The following is a 17,674-nucleotide window of genomic DNA, read 5'->3' as shown; positions in this document are numbered from 1 at the left end:
CACAGGATAAGCTCCTCAAAAGTTCTTTGAAAAAAGTTTAAAAACCTTCAAAAGACCCCGAAAAATCTGCAGAAGCTCCCTATAGAGCCCATATAGAAGGGCAGAAGAGCCCCTCAGCATCAAGAAGATAGGAAGAGAAGACGGGAAGAAAAGATGGGAAGAAAAGATGGGAAGAGGGGCTCCGCCCCTCCCCCATCTCTGTATCACCGCATCTCTGTATTTCATACCGCCGTATTTCTGTACCGCTGCACTCCCCCGTTCTGCACCTCCCCCTCCTCTGCAGCCTCCCTATATATGAGCACCTACATATGGGGAGAGCGCAGAAGAGCACAGAAAAGGAGGGCACCCCTCACGGGGGCGCCCTCCTTATTCAAACTACAGAGCTACAGGCTGTAGCTCGCTAGCTTCAAAACTTTAGTTCGCGGAAGCGCGACGACGAGAAACATCGTACAGAGTAATGCCCACAGCCATCGCCGCATTCAAAGACTCCATCGCAGAATCAATCGGAATCGACACAATCTGATCGCAGTTCTCAGTCACCAGGCGGGACAGACCCTTACCCTCAGAACCAACCACCACGCACAGCGGCTCATTCGCAAGCTCCAGAGCCGGTAGCTCAATATCGCCACCGCCATCCAGACCAATCACGAAAATACCCTGCTCCTTGGCCTGCTGAATCACGCGAGTCAGATTAGTCGCCATCGCAACAGGAATACGAGCAGCCGCACCAGCACTAGTCTTCCACGCACCAGCAGTCACAGCAGCCGAACGACGCTCAGGAATAATCACGCCATCACCGCTAAACGCGGACACGCTACGAATAATCGCACCCAAGTTACGCGGATCAGTAATACCGTCCAAAGCAACAAACAGCGGCGGAGTCGACAGCTTACCCGAGTGCCAACGCTCCATAGTATCCAGCACCAGGTCAGTAGCGTCCGGGTACTTGTACGGCGGAATCTGCATCGCAACACCCTGATGCACAGAACCATCAGTCAAACGATCCAGCTCGCTACGCGGAATCTCCAGCATCGGAATATTGCGCTTATTCGCAATAGTCATAATCTCGCGAACGCGGTCATCAACCTCAACACGGCTCATGATGTACAAGTGCTTCGAGGGAATCTCAGTACGCAGAGCCTCAAGCACCGCATTACGACCAGTCACCAGCTCATCGCTAGCACGCTTACCGCCCAGACGAGTCTGGAACTTACGGTTCGTACCGGTAGCAGCACGACGCTCAGCCGCACGCTTCATCTTATGCGCCTTGTGATAAACGCGGTCCTCAGCCTTCGGAGTAGGACCCTTACCCTCAAGCGCCTTACGACCGTGACCGCCAGTGCCCTTAGTAGCACCCTTCTTCTTGGTGGTAGCGCCCGGGCGCGAACCTGCCTTAGCCATTCTTCTCTTCCTTCGTCAAAGTAATGAATACGAGTCTACGCGAGAGAAACCCGCGCGACCTAAGCCTTACGCACAAACGCGGGGCACATCACCCTCTAGCCAACGCTCCAGCTCGAACCATTCGCGCCATCCTTCACCTGCACACCAGCAGACGCCAACAGATCACGCATCGCATCAGCCTTCGCCCAATCCTTCTGAGCACGAGCATCAGCACGCTCCGCCAACACAGCCTGAATCAGCGCATCCAGAGCCTCATGCTCAGCACCCGAAGTGCCCTCAGCATTAAAGCTCATCAGCTGCGCCAGGCCCAGAACCTCAGCCATAGCCATCACAGCGTTCGCCGCCTCCGAAGCATCCTCACCGGCAGCAAGCGCCGCATTACCCGCACGAGTCTGCTCATGCAGAACCGCCAGAGCACGCGGAATATTCACGTCATCATCCATAGCCTCTGCAAAAGCCTGCGGAACCTCACGACCCGGCTTCAGCACATCCTGAGTTGCAGCAAGGAACGCCTCAACACGCTCAATAGCGGTTGCCGCCTCCTGCAGAGACGACGGACGGTAATCAAGAATCGAACGATAATGCGCACTACCCAGGTAATAACGAACCACCAGCGGACGGGCCATCTGCAGCATCTGCGCCGGCGAAATCGTATTACCGATAGACTTCGACATCTTCTCACCCTCATAGGTGACCATGCCGTTATGCATCCAGAAATTCGCGAAATCATCGCCAGCTGCAGTCGACTGCGCCAGCTCATTCTCATGGTGCGGGAAACGCAAATCCAAACCGCCACCGTGAATATCGAAACGCGAACCCAAATACTTACCAGCCATCGCCGAGCACTCCAGGTGCCAGCCCGGACGGCCGCGACCCCACGGAGACTCCCACGAAGCAGTCAGCGGCTCACCCTCCTTATAGCCCTTCCACAGGGCAAAATCGCGAGGGTCACGCTTACCGCGCGGATCAGCATCCGCAGAATCCTGCATATCCTCAACGCTCTGATTCGTCAGCGCACCATACTTATCCCACGAACGCACATCAAAATACACGTCACCAGAATCATCCAGTGCAGGATACGCGTGGCCACGATCAATCAGATGCTGAATCAGAGCAAACATCTCCGGAATATGACCGGTCGCGCGCGGCTCATACGTCGGCGGATCAATACCCAACGCCGCATACGCCTGAGCAAAAACCTTCTCAAAACGATACGCGAGCGCCCACCACTGCTCATTCGGGAACTCACCCTCAAAACCGGGCTCCATAGAATCAGCAGACTTCGCCAAAATCTTGTCATCAATATCAGTGACATTGCGGACCGTCGTCACCTTCAAACCGCGGTAACGCATCCAACGGCTCAACTGGTCAAAAACCAACGCCGAACGGATATGGCCCAGGTGCGGTTCACCCTGCACCGTAGCACCGCAATAATAGATACGCGCCTCACCGGGCACGACGGGCTCAAACTCGCGAATAGTCGCGGAAGCTGAATCATAAAAACGCATAGTCACACTCTCATTCTACGGGGTCGGCTCAGACGCCGGGTCGGTAAATCAGCGATAGGTTACAGAATGGCTCGAAGCAGCCAAACACCTACGAACGCGGGTACACCAGCGCCGTCGCAATAGCAGCCACACCCTCGCCGCGGCCCGTCAAACCCAGACCGTCAGTAGTCGTCGCAATCACCGTCACCGGAGCACCCGCCGCCTCGCTCAGCACACGGTTCGCCTCATCACGGCGCGGAGAGAACTTCGGGCGGTTACCCACCAGCTGAACACTCACATTACCAATCTCAAAACCAGCAGCACGCACAATCGCCGCAGCCTCAGAAAGAATACGAACACCAGAAGCGCCCTTCATATCCGGGCGGTCCACACCAAAATTAGAGCCCAAATCCCCCGTGCCGGAGGCGGCAAAAAGAGCATCCGCGGCAGCATGAGCCACAACATCACCATCAGAATGGCCGCTCAAACCACGCTCACCCGGCCAATGCAGACCAGCAATATACAGAGGAGTGCCCTCCTCACCAAAAGCGTGGACATCAACACCGGTACCAACACGAGGAATAACAGTCATCACAGGACCCTTCAATCGATCAAACATCTTCTCAGCAGCAACACCTCGGCAAAAGAGGCATTAGGCGGCAGGGTTAGGCAACAGAAACACCAAACAGCGCGCGAGCAACCCGCAAATCCATCGGAGTCGTCACCTTAAACGCATCCGCATCACCGGCAACCGTCAACACCGGCTCGCCCGCCGCCTCCATCGCCATCGCATCATCAGTCAGCAGCTCAGCCTCCTCAGCAGGCAGGGAACGGCTACGCTCATGCGCCGCCAACAAGGCAGCCACCTCAAAACCCTGAGGAGTCTGCACCGCACGCATCTGCGCACGCGAAGGAGTACCCGTCACCAAACCAGCAGAATCCACAGTCTTCACCGTGTCCACCACCGGCAACACAGGAATCACCGCACGCACAACACCCTGCGGGCTCTCAGAACCCAAACCCTCAAGCACACGGTGATACACCTGCGGCGGAGTAAAAGCACGAGCGCAATCATGAATCAGCACATAATCCACCGGAACCTGCGCATCCTTCAAAGCATCCAACGCCGCAACCACCGAAGCCGTACGCGTATCACCGCCGGCAGTAATCAACGCACCGGCACGGCGGGCATCCTCCAAAAGCTCCGGGCAACTCACCGAACAATCAGCAGGAACAGTCACCACCACATGCTCAGCAACACCCGAAGCGAGCACACCCTCCAACGCATAATCCAGCAAAGTACGACCATGAACACGCACAGCAGCCTTCGGGATTGGCTCACCCAGGCGAGTACCCGAACCAGCCGCCAAAACAATCACAGCAGTATTCGCCGCAGAAGCAGAACTCATCAGTCTCAAGCCCGCCTACGCCTCGAACTTATAGCCCAAGCCGCGAACCGTCACCACATACTGCGGGGCAGAAGAATCCGGCTCAATCTTCGAACGCAGACGCTTAATGTGCACGTCCAGGGTCTTCGTATCACCCACATAGTCAGCGCCCCACACGCGCTCAATCAGTTGGCCACGAGTCATCACACGACCCACATTGCGCAGCAGAATCTCCAGGAGCTCAAACTCCTTCAGCGGCATAGAAATCTCTTCACCATTAACCGTCACCACATGGCGGTCAATGTCCATACGCACCGGGCCGCCCTGCAGCACCGACTCAGTAGCAGAATCAGTCTCCGCCGAACGACGACGCAACACCGCGCGGATACGAGCAATCAGCTCACGCGCAGAATACGGCTTCGTCACATAGTCATCAGCGCCCAGTTCCAGACCGAGCACCTTATCCAGCTCAGAATCCTTAGCGGTCAGCATGATAATCGGGACCGAAGACACCTCACGCAGCTTGCGGCACACCTCCATGCCGGACATGCCCGGAAGCATCACATCCAGCAGCACCAAATCCGCGCCCTCGCGGTCAAACACCGGCAGAGCATCCAGACCGTTGTCCACAACAATCGTCTGGAAACCCTCACGACCCAGCAAAAACGCAAGGGGATCCGAGAGGGCCTCTTCGTCCTCAACAATCAGAATTTTAGACATCAATAACTTCCTTCGATTCCATAAAACCTATACCGCTAACACTACACTGCGGCCGGAGCCTCATTCAGCGGCAACGCCAACGTAAACGTCGAGCCCTCCTGCGGCATCGACCGAACCGTCACGCTGCCACCGTGCTGAGTCATCACGTGCTTCACAATGCTCAAGCCCAAACCGGTACCGCCCGTCTGACGCGAACGAGCCGGATCAACCCGGTAAAAGCGCTCAAAAATACGCTTCTGCTCGTCCTCCGGAATACCCACGCCCTGATCAGCAACCTCAACCAGCAGCTGATCCGCCACACGGTGCACCCAAATATCCACCTTTGTATGCTCCGGCGAATAACGCACCGCGTTCTCCACCAGGTTCTGCACAGCAATACCGAGCAGCTCGGCGTCACCGTACACCTCGGGAACCTCCTCAATGCGGGTAGAAATCTGAATGTCCTTCTCCTCCGCCACAATATGCGAACGGTCCACCGCATCAGTAACCAAAGAAGGCACCGACACCGGACCACCACGCGCAATCACGTCGGTCGACTGCAAACGCGAAAGCTCAATAATGTCACGCACCAGCGCAGAGAGGCGGCGAGTCTCCTTATGTAGACGACCCACAAAATACTCGATAGCCTCCGGGTCATCACTCGCCTGCTCAATAGCCTCCGCAAGCAGACTCACCGCACCCACCGGAGTCTTCAACTCATGCGACACATTCGCCACAAAATCATTACGCATACGCTGCACACGAGAAATTTCAGTGCGGTCATCCGCGAGCACCAGAATGTACTCGTCCCCCAGCGAAGCAACACGCACATCCAAGACCAGCGCCTCACCCTCGCCGCGGTCAATCTCAAAAGTACGCTCCGCAAAAATACCGCGATGACGCACCGTGCGAATCATATCCGCCAACTCATCAGATGCCACAGTATGACCACGCACCAGACCCATCGCATACGCACCCGGAGAAGCCTGAACCACGCCGCCCACCTCATCAATCACCAGGTAGGCGCGACCAATCACAGCAAGCACCTGAGCGGCACCATCACGCAGCGCCGGCGCCGACACCAAGCTACGCTCCTGCTCCCGCTCACTACGCGCCACCGCATTCATGCTCAGGACGCCCACCAGCAGACCTATCATGCCCGCAATAAAGGCGATCAGACCGGCATCCATGTACTTCCCTTCCATTCGGGTACCCCATAAGTATAAATGTGGCGGATACCCAGTACTCAGGCGAATGCTCTTCTTCTCAGGCACGCTCCCCGTACAGAAACCTTGCAGACAACGCAATGAGCCGCCCACCTTACCGGTGAACGGCTCATCACAATGACAGGGGTGAAACCCTGCCGGAGGTATTACTTACCCTGGTTTGCTACGGCAGCAATAGCGTCCTTAGCAGCCTCGGGGTCCAGGTACTCGCCGGGCTTGACGGGCTGGAAGTTCTCATCCAGTTCGTAGTACAGCGGAATACCGGTGGGGATGTTCAGGCCAGCAATGTCCTCGTCGGAAATGCCCTCGAGGTGCTTGACCAGCGAACGCAGGGAGTTACCGTGTGCAGCAACCAGAACGGTCTTGCCTGCTGCGAGGTCGGGCTTGATGTCCGACTCCCAGTAGGGAAGCATACGGCCCAGAACGTCCTTCAGGCACTCGGTGCGAGGAGCGTTCTCGACATCCGCGTAGCGGGGGTCGTGTGCCTGCGAGTAGGGGTCGTTGTCATCCAGCGGGGGCGGCGGAACGTCGTAGGAACGACGCCAAGTCATGAACTTCTCGTCGCCGTATTCCTCGCGAATCTCGGACTTGTTCTTACCCTGCAGAGCGCCGTAGTGACGCTCGTTCAGGCGCCAGGTGCGCTTGACAGGAATCCACAGACGGTCTGCTGCATCCAGTGCAAGGTTTGCGGTGTTGATTGCGCGACGCTGCAGGGAGGTGTGAACAACATCGGGGAGGATGTTGCGCTCTGCCAGCAGCTCGCCGCCGCGCTTAGCCTCAGCGCGGCCCTTATCGGTCAGGTTAACGTCCACCCAGCCGGTGAACAGGTTCTTCTCGTTCCACTCGGACTGGCCGTGGCGCAGGAGTACTAGTTTGTAAGTCATACCTCTATTTTTTCATTTACCCGCCGGTTTGTCATGCCTTAGAGCCTAGAAAATATGCATTCTCCCAAAAATTTATAAGGGTCTTTTCTACCAGAACGAAAGGCTCAAAAACCCCGCCAGAAATAGGGAAAAGCCCCGCACACCATCCGACCGGGACAAACCCGTCAGACAGCGCACGAGGCTTCACCATCTATCGCACAAAGCGAGCGCACAAGCTAACGCTAGAAACGGCGGCGACCCACCGAAGGCCACACACCAGCCAAGAACACACAGCTAATCACAGCAGCAATCAGCTGAAGAATCAGTACAGTATTACCGCCGCCAGTCACCGCAGCAAAAACGCTAAACAGCGACACCGCAGCAGAACCACCGGTCAAAGCCAGCCACGTGTTCTTCGGGCGCTTACCGGCAAAATCGTACGCGTTCGCCGGAGACATCCACGCACGCACAAAAGCCAGCACACCAACCACAGCGCCGGCAACAGCCAGTAGCACATCGATAAGAGTGGTCACATAGATGACCAACAGAATAGGAGACATAGTATTCCTTAGAATCAGCAGCTTCTCTAGACAACCCTAGCAAAGTGCCTAGCGGACAACCTTAAAGGCCTCAACCAAGTCATTGTAAAGGTCATCCACGTTCTCAATACCCACCGACAGGCGCAGCAGAGACTCCGGAATCGAATCCGGCTCGTTACCGTGGCGACGACGACGCTCCACGAGAGACTCCACGCCGCCCAGAGAGGTTGCCGGGGTCCACAGCTTCAACGCCTCCACGACGTTACGGGCACCAGCCGCATCGGTATCCAGGGTGACGCACAAAATCGCACCGAAACCGTCCATCTGCTTCTTCGCAACCTCATGACCGCGGTCGCTCTCCAGACCCGGGTAACGCACCTCAGTCACGAAGGGGTGCTCGCTCAGACGCTCCGCGAGAACCTGCGCGTTCTCTACAGCACGCTCCACGCGCAGCGCCAGGGTGCGCAGACCGCGCAAACCAAGCCACGCCTCCACCGGACCGGGGATTGCGCCGTTGGTGATGCGGTGGTGCAGCATCGCCTTGTACAGCTCCTCATTCGAGGTCAAGGTCATACCCAGCAGAACATCAGAGTGACCCGCCAGGAACTTCGTTGCAGAGTGAACCACAACGTCAGCACCCAAATCCAGGGGACGCTGCAGAATCGGGGTCGCGAAGGTGTTGTCCACCGCGGTCACAATGCCCAGGCGGCGGGCAGTAGCCAGCAGGGCAGGCAGGTCAGCGACCTCGAGCATCGGGTTGGTGGGGCTCTCCAGCCATGCCAGGGCCTTCGGTGCCGAGTAGTTCACGTTCTCCGGGGTCACGCCGGCGCGGGATGCGGCATCCTCCATAGCAGCGATAACGCTCTCGGTGTCTTCAATGTCCACACGAACGAGCTCAATGATGCCGCGGCGTTCCAAATCCTTGCACAGGGTCACCGATGCCATGTATGCGTGCTTCGGAATCAGCACAATGGAACCAACCGGCACCAGGTCGATGACGGCAGCAACGGCAGCCATGCCGGAGGGGAACAGTAGACCCGGCTGGGTAGCGTTCTCCAGCTTCGCCACAACCTCTTCCATGCCTTCCCAAGTGGGGTTCGAGAAGCGGGCGTACACGCGGTCCTGCTCAATGTTCACGGCGTCCACGCCGCGGTAGGTGGAAGAAAGAACAATCGGGGGGTTCACCGGCGCGTCATGCTCGTGTGCCGGGCGGCCGCCAGAGACGACGAAGGTCTCTGCGGAGTAATTCATGTCGTGGTTATCTGCACTCATGTCTTTAAGCCTGGCACACCCGCGCCCAGAACGCACGCCCGCACGGGTGACGGTACGCAGGATTTACATGTTTTTTACCTTGATACGAGCTCAATCCCACGCGGAGGTATCACCAAAACCGCACCGGTGCAGCTAAGAGACCCGGTACCCTTAAGAAGTGATGGATACTCTCAGCTACACCCCCGATGCGCAGACTCTTCCCGCCGACCCGACCGGTCGCCGCGGGCTTTTTATCGTGGTCGAAGGAGGCGACGGCGCCGGCAAAACCACCCAGCTCGCTCTGCTGGATGAAGCACTACGCGGCCGCGGATACCGTGTCATCACCACCCGCGAACCCGGCGGCACCGAGATTGGCGAAAAGCTGCGTGCCCTCGTCCTTGAAGCGGGTCAGGGTACCATTGACGACCGCACCGAGGCGCTGATTTTCGCGGCATCCCGCGCGGCTCACGCCTCCCAGTTGATTCGTCCCGCGCTCGCAGAGGGCGCCATCGTGCTGAGCGACCGCTATATTGATTCTTCTGCCGCGTACCAGGGCGTAGGCCGTGACCTGGGTGTTGAAACCATCGTCGATTTGAGCCGCTGGGCTACCGCCAATCTGGTGCCCGACGCGACCCTACTGCTGAGTGTGCCGTTGAGCGCCGAGCAGGAGCGCATGGATCAGCGCGGCACCGTCGACCGTATTGAGGCTGAAGGCACCGCGTTCAAGGCCCGCATTCACGGTGCGTTCGAGCAAATCGCCCGCGAGGACGCTAACGGCTCGCACCGCATCATTGATGGTGTGGGCACGATTGAGCAGGTGCACGCGCGCGTGCTCGAGGTGATTGAGCCTCTACTTGCCCTCCGCGAGCTGGTCCGCACCGGTAAGGAGGACTCATGAGCCTCTGGGATACCCTGCTGATTCCCGCCGATAAGCTCCAGCAACTACGCACGGATACCGCCGCCAACCGCCCCACACACGCTTGGCTTTTCACGGGCGCGACCGGTGCGCCTCACCGTGAGTCTGCAAAAATTTTCGCTGCCGCGCTCCTGTGCGAGCAGCCCGACCCGCAGAACCGCGGATGCGGCCAGTGCAAGGGCTGCGTGACCGTCATGAACGGTTCGCACGCAGATTTTACGCACTTTAGTACCGAGGCGACGCACATCAGCATTGATGAGGCGCGCGAGCTGGTCATGAAAGCTCAGGACCGCCCGACCGTAGGTCGCTGGCGCGTGATTCTGGTTGAGGACACCGAGCGCATGCCGGAGCGTACCTCCAACGTGTTGCTCAAAGCGATAGAGGAGCCGCCGCCGCATACGATTTGGCTGTTGACGGCGCCCTCCCCCACCGATGTGCTGGTGACGATTCGTTCGCGGTGCCGTCCGGTGCAGTTGCCGGTTCCTACCGATGCGCAGGTGCACGAGTATTTGTTGGCGCACGGTGTGGTGGATCCTTTGGCGCAGCGTGCGGCGCGTCTGGCTCTGGGTGATGCGCAGGAGGGGTACCGTTTGGCGACCGATGAGCAGGCGATGGCTCGTCGGGAATTGATTACCTCCCTGATTCTGAATGTTCGTTCTATTTCTTCGGCTTTCAACGCAGCAGAGAAGCTCACCGACCTTGCCGACCAGGACGCACAGGCTGTCTCTGCTCTCAAGGATGAGCAGGAACGCCAGGAGCTTCTGGCTCTGCTGGGTATTCGCGAGGGTGAGCGCGTTTCTCCGTCCTTGCGAGCGCAGGTTCGCCGTCTGGAGGAGCAGCAGAAGCGCCGCGCTAAGCGCGTTTCCTCCGATACGCTGTTGCGTTCCGTGGCGCAGGTTCAGACGGTTCTGCGTGATGCGTTGACGGTGGCTCTGTCGGCGCAGGCTCCGCTGGTCAATGAGCATTTGCGTGAGCCTCTGGAGGCGTTCTGCACCCGCCGTTCCGCCCAGCAGCTGCTGGAGGATGTGCAGGCGGTCGAGCTGACTCTGCGTCGTCTGCGGACGAACGCGAATGCGCGTTTGGCGCTTGAGGCGTTAATGAGCCGCTTCGTGTATCAGTAGTTTCTTAGTAGCTCATACAACGAAGGGGGAGGCGCCGAAGAGATAATCTTCGGTGCCTCTCCCTTTTTCTATTGGTTCTCAGCGCACCTAGGGCTTAGTTACAGAAGCGAGATTAGTTGCGGATTCGAGCTTAGTTACGGAATCAAACTTAGTTGCGGAAACCGTGAACCGGCGACGGAATACGACCGCAGCGGGCGATGAACGCCTCCGCGCTGGGGGTGTGGGTGGGCATGACGGGTGCTCGACCGAGCAGGCCGCCGAACTCAACCATGTCGCCTACGCCCAGACCAACCGCCGGGATGACGCGGACCGCGGTGGTCTTGTGGTTCATCACGCCGATTGCTGCTTCGTCGGCAATCATTGCTGCGAGGGTGGCGGCGGGGGTATCGCCGGGAACCGCGACCATGTCCAGGCCCACCGAGCAGATGGCGGTCATCGCTTCAAGCTTATCGAGGCTGATGTGTCCGGCGGCTGCGGATTCAATCATGCCGATGTCCTCAGAGATCGGGATGAAGGACCCGGAGAGGCCACCGACGTTCGAGCACGCCATGAGGCCGCCCTTCTTCACCGCGTCGTTGAGCAACGCGAGGGCCGCAACAGTGCCGTGGGTACCGACGGTTTCCAGACCCATCTCTTCGAGGATGTGTGCGACCGAGTCGCCAATCTCTGCGGTGGGTGCCAGAGAGAGGTCGATAATGTTGAACTGCACGCCAAGGCGTTCAGCGGCGAGGGTACCGACCAGCTGACCGACGCGGGTAATCTTGAAGGCTGCCTTCTTGATTTCTTCGGCGCAGGTGTCAAAGGATTCGCCGCGGACCTTCAGCAGGGCGCGGTGTACCACGCCGGGGCCAGAGACACCTACGGAGATGGTGGTGTCTGCCTCCTGCACGCCGTGGAATGCGCCCGCCATGAAGGGGTTGTCGCTGACGGCGTTCGCGAAGACGACGAACTTGGCGCAGCCGAAGCCGTGTGCGTCCGCGGTCAGGTCTGCGGTGGCGCGGATGGTTTCACCCATGAGCTTGACGGCGCTCATGTTAATGCCGGCGCGGGAAGATCCAATGTCTACGGAGGAGCAGACCACGTCGGTCTCTGCGAGCGCTCGCGGGATGGAGCGAATCAGCTTTTCATCGGCGGGGGTCATGCCCTTGTCGACGAGAGCGCTGAAGCCACCGACGAAGTTCACGCCGACTGCCTTAGCAGCTGCGTCGAGGGTGCGGGCGAACTCCACGTAGTCCTCATCGTTGGAGGCGCCTGCCACCAGTGCGATGGGGGTGACGGCGATGCGCTTGTTGACAATCGGGATGCCGAGTTCGGCTTCGATACCTTCGCAAACGCTGACGAGGTTTGCCGCGCGGCTGGTGATCTTGTCGTAAATCTTGCGGCGGGCTACTTCGCCGTCGGAGTCGGCGCAGTCGAGCAGGGAGATGCCCATGGTGACGGTGCGAATGTCGAGCTTCTGCTCCTCGATCATTCGGATGGTTTCAAGAATATTGTCATTCATCATGGTGGCTGCCTAGATGGTGTGCATTGCCTTGAAGATGGATTCTGCCTGGATGCGAATCTGGACCTTCTGTTCGTGCTCAACACCAATCATGGCTTCCTGCAGGTCGATGAGGTTCTGCTGCTCTTCGTCGAAGGAGCAGTGCATGATCATGGTGAAGTATTCGCCCATGATGGTCTGGGAGACGTCAAGGACGTTGACCTTGCGCTCGGCGAGGGTTGCGGTCACGGCGGCGATGATGCCTTCGTGGTCGATGCCTGTGACAGTGAGGATAATCTTCACGGTGTTCTCCTAGTGGTTTGGGGCTGCGTACCCAATGAAGAGGTGCATAAAGGCACAGGTATACGCATATTTATAAGAGCAATTATAGGTTACCCAGAACACACTGTGTAAGGTAGACACAAAAATATCCCCTGCATCCCATATTCGGGGCATAAAAAATCCACGCCTTCCCGGTCTGAATAAATACAGGGAAGAACGTGGATTCTTTATTATGTGCCAGTCTTGAAGTATCTTTCGACACTCCTTATATCTGGCTAGTTATAACTATCTAGAAGTTTTAGTTATCGAGGATTATTTCCTAAACATAAGAAGCGATGTACAGCTCACCGCTACCGCTCAGGGTTGCCTCGGAGGGCTCACCCACGTGCAGTACCGACTCGGTGGCGCCCAGCACGAACTCTTCGGAGCCGTTGCCATCTGCTGCGTGAATAGTGATTTTGCCGGATACGCTCAGCGCGGCGCTAATGCCCTCGAAGGTGTATTCCTGCGGCTTGCCCTCTTCAACGCGGATGCGGGTCACGCTCATGCGCTCGTCCCACATGGCATAGGTGCCGACGGGTGCATTCTCGGGGGTGGGACGCTGAATAACGGGTGCATCCTGGCCCTCGCCGAGCACCTTGATGAGCTCCTCGGTGTCGATGTGCTTTGCGGTCAGGCCCGCGCGCATCACGTTATCGGAGGGGTTCATCAGCTCAATAGCGGTACCGGAGACGTAGGCGTGCACCTGACCGTCGGGGGTGAAGGCGGATTCGCCCGGTGCCAGGTGAACCAGGTTCATGACGAAGGCGACGAGCAGACCGCGGTCACCGGGGTACTTGCCGGCAACGATCTGCACGAGCTCAGCTGCGTCAGCGATGCGTGCGTTGTCGGAGCCGGTCAGCTGTGCTGCCGCCTCAACGAGCTGCTCAACAGCCGCGGTGGCGGTCTCTTCGGGCATGCGAATAATCTCGGTCAGCAGCTGCTTGGGGGTAAGCTCCACACGCTCTGCCAGCCAGGCGGCCTTGAATGCCTCGGCAAGCTCTGCCAGCTGCTCGGAGGTGCGCACACCGGTGAGCACGCGCATCTGGGTCAGGGCGATGACGGTTTCAGGCTTGGAGTAGCGGTCCTTGTAGTTGCGGTGCGGCGCGTCAATCGCGATGCCGCGCGCCTGCTCATCCTCGAAGCCGGCGATAGCCTGCTCGGGGGTGGGGTGCACCTGAATCGACAGGGGGGCGTCAATCGCAAGGATCTTAAAGAGGAAGGGGAACCAGTCGGAGGTACGGTCCGGGCGCAAGAAACGGGACGGCTCAGCCTGGATCAGCTCGTTGAGCGGGGACTCGGTGCCGTCAACGGTCGCACGGGAGGGCGCAGCCGGATGCGCGCCAACCCACACCTCAGCTTCGGGCTGTTCGGTGGGGACGGGCACGCCACGCATGCGTCCGAGAATTTCGCGGGAACCCCACGCATAATTCTGAATCTGGTTTTTTAGGGGAAAAATCTCACCCATGGGGGAAAATACCTCTCGACGTGAGTTGTTTGAAGCAAGTGACGTGATAAAAAACCCATACATTCAGCGGAATTTATAAGGTTTTACCTGCCCATTATAGAGGCTAGTTGCACTTCTTTACCGCTAAAATAAAAGGCGTGACTACTATTAATCTACATGACTCATTCAAAGCGTACGACGTGCGTGGCATCGTCGGCGAGACCATTACCGCAGAGACTGTTCGCGCTACCGGCGCGGCTTTCGTAGACGTTCTGGGCCTGGAGGGCCAGACCATTCTGGTCGGTGGCGACATGCGCCCCTCCTCCCCCGAATTCATGGATGCATTCGCCCAGGGTGCAACCGCTCGCGGTGCAAATGTTGAGAAGATCGGCCTGATCTCCACTGACGTTCTGTACTTCGCATGTGGCGTTGAGAACGCTGCCGGTGTTACCTTCACCGCTAGCCACAACCCCGCAGAGTACAACGGCATGAAGATGGCTAAGGCTGGCGCTGTTCCGCTGTCTTCCGAGTCCGGTCTGTTCGATATTCGCGATCTGGCTCAGAAGTACCTGGATTCGGGCGAGATTCCTTCGGTTGAGAAGGTCGGCACCGTTTCTGAGAAGGACATTCTCAAGCCTTACGCAGAGTACCTGCGCAAGCTGGTTGATCTGTCTTCCATCCGCCCCTTGAAGGTTGTTGTTGACGCTGGTAACGGCATGGGTGGTATGACCACTCCCGCTGTTCTGGGCGACACCATCCTGCCGGGCCTGCCCCTGGAAATCGTTCCCCTGTACTTCGAGCTGGACGGCACCTTCCCGAACCACCCGGCTAACCCGCTGGAGCCGGCTAACCTGGTTGACCTGCAGAAGGCTGTTGTTGAGCACGGTGCTGACATTGGTCTGGCATTCGACGGCGACGCTGACCGTTGCTTCGTCATCGACGAGAAGGGTGAGCCCGTCACTCCTTCCGCTGTGACCGCTCTGGTTGCTGAGCGCGAGATTGCTCGTGCGAAGGCAGAGGGTAACGAAGAGCCCGTCATCATCTACAACCTGATCACCTCGAAGGCTGTTCCTGAGCTGGTTGAGAAGCTGGGCGGCCGCGCAGTGAAGACCCGCGTGGGCCACTCCTTCATCAAGGCTGTTATGGCTGAGGAGAACGGCGTTTTCGGTGGCGAGCACTCCGCTCACTACTACTTCAAGGACTTCTTCAACGCAGACACCGGCATGCTCGCTGCAATGCATGTGCTGGCTGCTCTGGGTGGCGGCGACAAGCCCCTCTCCGAGATCAGCGCGAAGTACTCCCCGTACGTTGCTTCCGGTGAGATCAACTCCGAGCTGGAAGACAAGGCTGCCGCTGTGGACCGCGTGCGTGCACACTACGCTAACGCTCCCGTGGTTGTTGAGGACTCCGACGGCACCACCTTCACCAACACCGAAGAGGGTTGGTGGGTTAACCTGCGTCCTTCGAACACCGAGCCTTTCCTGCGCCTGAACCTTGAGGCACCGGATGTTGCGACTATGGAGCGCGTCCGCGACGAGGTTTTGGCTCTGGTTCGCCAGGGCTAAGCACTAGCTAGCTACTAAAGATCCCGCCCGCAGATTGTTTCTGCGGGCGGGATTTTTTATTTTGGGTTCTAAAAACCCGGCTAGGTTCTTCTGTCTAAGAGGAGAACCTAGCCGGGTTTAAGAAACCTAGCGGACGAGCCGGCTTACGAGGTTTTTACGCCTCGCGTGCCTGGTCGTGGAGCATCCACTGGTCGGGGCCGAAGATTTCGTAGTTGATGTTCTTGCCGGGAACGCCTGCCTCCACCAGTGCGGAGCGTACGCCCTGCATGAAGGGCAGCGGGCCGCAGAGGTAGACGTTAGCGTCGGAGGGAACGTCCAGCTTGGACACGTCGACACGGCCGGCGAAGTCGCCGCCCTCACCCTCGATGAACGAGATGAGGCGTGCGTTGGGCAGCTTGTTGACGAGCTCGGCGAGCTCTTCGCGCAGGGGCCAGGTGTCCAGGCGGCGGTCTGCGTGGACCACAGTCACGGGGCGCTCGGAGCCCTTCTCAACCAGCTCGGAGAGGAAGCTGAGCATGGGGGTGGTGCCGATACCTGCGGAGAAGAGGTACAGCGGTGCCTCGGGGTCGCCGAAGCCTTCCAGGGTCAGGTCACCGTAGGGGTTGGAAATCTCGACGACTGCGCCGACTTCCAGCTCGTGCAGGATGGAGGTCATCTCGCCGTTGGGGTCGAGCTTCACACCGATGCGGCGCTGGTTCTTTTCGCTGGGCAGCAGGGTGTACTGGCGTGCCTGGCGCAGGCCGTCGCGTGCGGGAACGATGATGGAGATGTACTGGCCGCCCTTGGACTCGGTCATGGGGGTCTCGTCGGCGGGCTCGAAGGTCAGCACGACGACGTTCTCGCCGGTTTCCTTGCGCTCAACGAGCTTGAAGGGTGCGAACATGACGTCGTTTGCCTGGGAAGCGTACAGGCCCTTCTCCAGCTTGATGAGGGCGTTGCCCATGAGCCAGTAGACCTCGGTCCATGCCTCAACGATTTCGGGGGTAGCCAGGTCGCCCAGGTTAGCGGCGATTGCCTCGAAGAGGTACTTGTAGACGGTGGGGTACTCTTCTTCCTTCAGGCCCAGGGATGCGTGCTTGTGTGCAACGCGGGAGAGGACCTCGTCGGGGTAGGAGTCCGGGTTCTGGACGATGTAGGAAGCGAATACTGCGATGGAGCCTGCCAGTGCCTTGGGCTGGGTGCCTTCGAGCTGGGAGGAGCGGGAGAACATGCCGTCCATCAGGTCGGGGCGAGCTGCGAACATTCGACGGTAGAAGTCGGGGGTGATGTCGTTAATGCGCTCAGCAATGATGGGCAGCGTTGCCTCAATAATGGGGCGGGACTTCTCGGAGAGCATGTCTTGCCTTCTTCCTGTGTGGTCACCTGGTCGTTGTGATGATGCCCTTGATATGTGTGATGCTGGGGCGTTCACTCGGACAGCTCAGTTGGTGACGAAGTGTTTATAAAGCACCCTTACCGTAGCATTTTGCGGGGTGCTTGCGCTGTGTGCAGGTCATGCTCTGAGGGTTATTTGGCACTGTGGATGCGACTTATGGTTCACCCTGACTCAAAGATAGAGTTGCGCGTCACACTATATATTTTCAGCCGCACTTCTACAATCGGCGGGTGACCAGCCTGGAAACATGTATAAAAATACCGGAGTGAAAATATATTTACCCAGGAAAGTATGCAGTGTGGTGCAAAAATGAATATGGTCACATTTTCTGCATTTGAAAAGCAAATTTGCAATATTCTGCATTTACTGCATAAATTTAGGACTCACGCAGGTTCCAGCAGTCACGCAAGCAGCGGCAAAATACTCCCCGGTCCCCTCGAAACCCCTGCAAGAAACCCCTGCAAGAAACCCCTGCAAGAAAGCCGCGCGACCCCCGCGTGAACTGCCCAGCAGCCCCCGCATCAACCGCAGAAACACCCTAAACTTCGTGTTAAAAACTCTATGGAGCCTCCCGCCGGAAAGCTCCACAGGTACC

The 17,674-nt window shown here is 58.3% G+C and carries 16 protein-coding genes; 3 read left to right on the top strand and 13 right to left on the bottom strand.

From position 1 onward, the window contains the following. Positions 1 to 414: 414 nt before the first annotated feature. The 9 genes from rlmB to ROTMU0001_RS08860 form a co-directional block, all read right to left on the bottom strand. A complete protein-coding gene (gene rlmB / locus ROTMU0001_RS08900) occupies positions 415 to 1,401 on the bottom strand; it encodes a 23S rRNA (guanosine(2251)-2'-O)-methyltransferase RlmB (protein WP_005509305.1) in 987 nt (328 codons plus the stop codon). Positions 1,402 to 1,496: 95 nt separating this feature from the next. Continuing rightward, positions 1,497 to 2,915 (bottom strand): cysteine--tRNA ligase, encoded by a 1,419-nt coding sequence (cysS, locus tag ROTMU0001_RS08895; protein WP_005509303.1) that lies wholly within the window; start codon positions 2,913 to 2,915, stop codon positions 1,497 to 1,499. Positions 2,916 to 2,997: 82 nt separating this feature from the next. After that, on the bottom strand, positions 2,998 to 3,480 hold the full coding sequence (gene ispF, locus ROTMU0001_RS08890) for a 2-C-methyl-D-erythritol 2,4-cyclodiphosphate synthase (protein WP_005509302.1): 483 nt from the start codon (positions 3,478 to 3,480) through the stop codon (positions 2,998 to 3,000). A gap of 73 nt (positions 3,481 to 3,553) precedes the next feature. Further along, positions 3,554 to 4,297 carry a 2-C-methyl-D-erythritol 4-phosphate cytidylyltransferase gene (gene ispD / locus ROTMU0001_RS08885; protein ID WP_005509301.1) on the bottom strand — a complete coding sequence of 248 codons (744 nt, stop codon included), beginning with the start codon at positions 4,295 to 4,297 and terminating at the stop codon, positions 3,554 to 3,556. Between the two features lie 15 nt (positions 4,298 to 4,312). Next, positions 4,313 to 4,996, bottom strand: a complete 684-nt coding sequence (locus tag ROTMU0001_RS08880; protein WP_005507150.1) for a response regulator transcription factor — start codon at positions 4,994 to 4,996, stop codon at positions 4,313 to 4,315. 41 nt (positions 4,997 to 5,037) lie between these two features. Continuing rightward, positions 5,038 to 6,180: a sensor histidine kinase gene (locus tag ROTMU0001_RS08875; protein ID WP_245534305.1), complete on the bottom strand. Its 1,143-nt coding sequence runs from the start codon at positions 6,178 to 6,180 to the stop codon at positions 5,038 to 5,040. A gap of 167 nt (positions 6,181 to 6,347) precedes the next feature. Beyond that, positions 6,348 to 7,085, bottom strand: a complete 738-nt coding sequence (locus ROTMU0001_RS08870) for a phosphoglyceromutase (protein ID WP_005507152.1) — start codon at positions 7,083 to 7,085, stop codon at positions 6,348 to 6,350. Positions 7,086 to 7,306: 221 nt separating this feature from the next. Next, positions 7,307 to 7,624: a DUF2516 family protein gene (locus tag ROTMU0001_RS08865; RefSeq protein ID WP_005509299.1), complete on the bottom strand. Its 318-nt coding sequence runs from the start codon at positions 7,622 to 7,624 to the stop codon at positions 7,307 to 7,309. A gap of 48 nt (positions 7,625 to 7,672) precedes the next feature. Continuing rightward, on the bottom strand, positions 7,673 to 8,875 hold the full coding sequence (locus tag ROTMU0001_RS08860; protein WP_005509298.1) for a trans-sulfuration enzyme family protein: 1,203 nt from the start codon (positions 8,873 to 8,875) through the stop codon (positions 7,673 to 7,675). A gap of 160 nt (positions 8,876 to 9,035) precedes the next feature. Between ROTMU0001_RS08860 and tmk the strand changes: the two genes are divergently transcribed. Beyond that, entirely contained in the window at positions 9,036 to 9,752 is a 717-nt protein-coding gene (tmk, locus tag ROTMU0001_RS08855; protein ID WP_005509297.1) for a dTMP kinase, read from the top strand. Next, complete coding sequence (locus tag ROTMU0001_RS08850; RefSeq protein WP_005509296.1) at positions 9,749 to 10,891, top strand: DNA polymerase III subunit delta'; 1,143 nt, start codon at positions 9,749 to 9,751, stop codon at positions 10,889 to 10,891. The genes tmk and ROTMU0001_RS08850 overlap by 4 nt, the downstream gene beginning before the upstream one ends. A gap of 148 nt (positions 10,892 to 11,039) precedes the next feature. Here ROTMU0001_RS08850 and ROTMU0001_RS08845 read toward each other — a convergent pair whose 3' ends face one another. The 3 genes from ROTMU0001_RS08845 to manA form a co-directional block, all read right to left on the bottom strand. Further along, positions 11,040 to 12,395 carry a PFL family protein gene (locus tag ROTMU0001_RS08845; protein ID WP_005509295.1) on the bottom strand — a complete coding sequence of 452 codons (1,356 nt, stop codon included), beginning with the start codon at positions 12,393 to 12,395 and terminating at the stop codon, positions 11,040 to 11,042. A 9-nt stretch (positions 12,396 to 12,404) separates the two neighbouring features. Further along, positions 12,405 to 12,674 carry an ACT domain-containing protein gene (locus tag ROTMU0001_RS08840; protein ID WP_005509294.1) on the bottom strand — a complete coding sequence of 90 codons (270 nt, stop codon included), beginning with the start codon at positions 12,672 to 12,674 and terminating at the stop codon, positions 12,405 to 12,407. A gap of 298 nt (positions 12,675 to 12,972) precedes the next feature. Further along, entirely contained in the window at positions 12,973 to 14,160 is a 1,188-nt protein-coding gene (gene manA, locus ROTMU0001_RS08835; protein ID WP_005509293.1) for a mannose-6-phosphate isomerase, class I, read from the bottom strand. Between the two features lie 137 nt (positions 14,161 to 14,297). Here manA and ROTMU0001_RS08830 point away from each other — a divergent pair, with 137 nt between their 5' ends. Then, positions 14,298 to 15,704: a phosphomannomutase/phosphoglucomutase gene (locus ROTMU0001_RS08830; RefSeq protein WP_005507160.1), complete on the top strand. Its 1,407-nt coding sequence runs from the start codon at positions 14,298 to 14,300 to the stop codon at positions 15,702 to 15,704. Between the two features lie 154 nt (positions 15,705 to 15,858). Here the strand turns inward: ROTMU0001_RS08830 and ROTMU0001_RS08825 are convergent, their stop codons facing one another. Next, on the bottom strand, positions 15,859 to 17,040 hold the full coding sequence (locus ROTMU0001_RS08825) for an FAD-binding oxidoreductase (RefSeq protein WP_005509290.1): 1,182 nt from the start codon (positions 17,038 to 17,040) through the stop codon (positions 15,859 to 15,861). Positions 17,041 to 17,674: the final 634 nt, after the last annotated feature.

The sequence above is a fragment of the Rothia mucilaginosa ATCC 25296 genome, from assembly GCF_000175615.1.
Classification (GTDB): domain Bacteria; phylum Actinomycetota; class Actinomycetes; order Actinomycetales; family Micrococcaceae; genus Rothia; species Rothia mucilaginosa.
This window is presented reverse-complemented; position numbering and strand designations above follow the sequence as displayed.

Coding starts and splice junctions, on each gene's coding strand:
- rlmB (WP_005509305.1), bottom strand. CDS start 1,401: ATGGCTAAGGCAGGTTCGCGCCCGGGCGCTACCACCAAGAAGAAGGGT.
- ispF (WP_005509302.1), bottom strand. CDS start 3,480: ATGACTGTTATTCCTCGTGTTGGTACCGGTGTTGATGTCCACGCTTTT.
- ispD (WP_005509301.1), bottom strand. CDS start 4,297: ATGAGTTCTGCTTCTGCGGCGAATACTGCTGTGATTGTTTTGGCGGCT.
- ROTMU0001_RS08880 (WP_005507150.1), bottom strand. CDS start 4,996: ATGTCTAAAATTCTGATTGTTGAGGACGAAGAGGCCCTCTCGGATCCC.
- ROTMU0001_RS08875 (WP_245534305.1), bottom strand. CDS start 6,180: ATGGAAGGGAAGTACATGGATGCCGGTCTGATCGCCTTTATTGCGGGC.
- ROTMU0001_RS08870 (WP_005507152.1), bottom strand. CDS start 7,085: ATGACTTACAAACTAGTACTCCTGCGCCACGGCCAGTCCGAGTGGAAC.
- ROTMU0001_RS08865 (WP_005509299.1), bottom strand. CDS start 7,624: ATGTCTCCTATTCTGTTGGTCATCTATGTGACCACTCTTATCGATGTG.
- ROTMU0001_RS08860 (WP_005509298.1), bottom strand. CDS start 8,875: ATGAGTGCAGATAACCACGACATGAATTACTCCGCAGAGACCTTCGTC.
- tmk (WP_005509297.1), top strand. CDS start 9,036: ATGGATACTCTCAGCTACACCCCCGATGCGCAGACTCTTCCCGCCGAC.
- ROTMU0001_RS08850 (WP_005509296.1), top strand. CDS start 9,749: ATGAGCCTCTGGGATACCCTGCTGATTCCCGCCGATAAGCTCCAGCAA.
- ROTMU0001_RS08845 (WP_005509295.1), bottom strand. CDS start 12,395: ATGATGAATGACAATATTCTTGAAACCATCCGAATGATCGAGGAGCAG.
- manA (WP_005509293.1), bottom strand. CDS start 14,160: ATGGGTGAGATTTTTCCCCTAAAAAACCAGATTCAGAATTATGCGTGG.
- ROTMU0001_RS08825 (WP_005509290.1), bottom strand. CDS start 17,040: ATGCTCTCCGAGAAGTCCCGCCCCATTATTGAGGCAACGCTGCCCATC.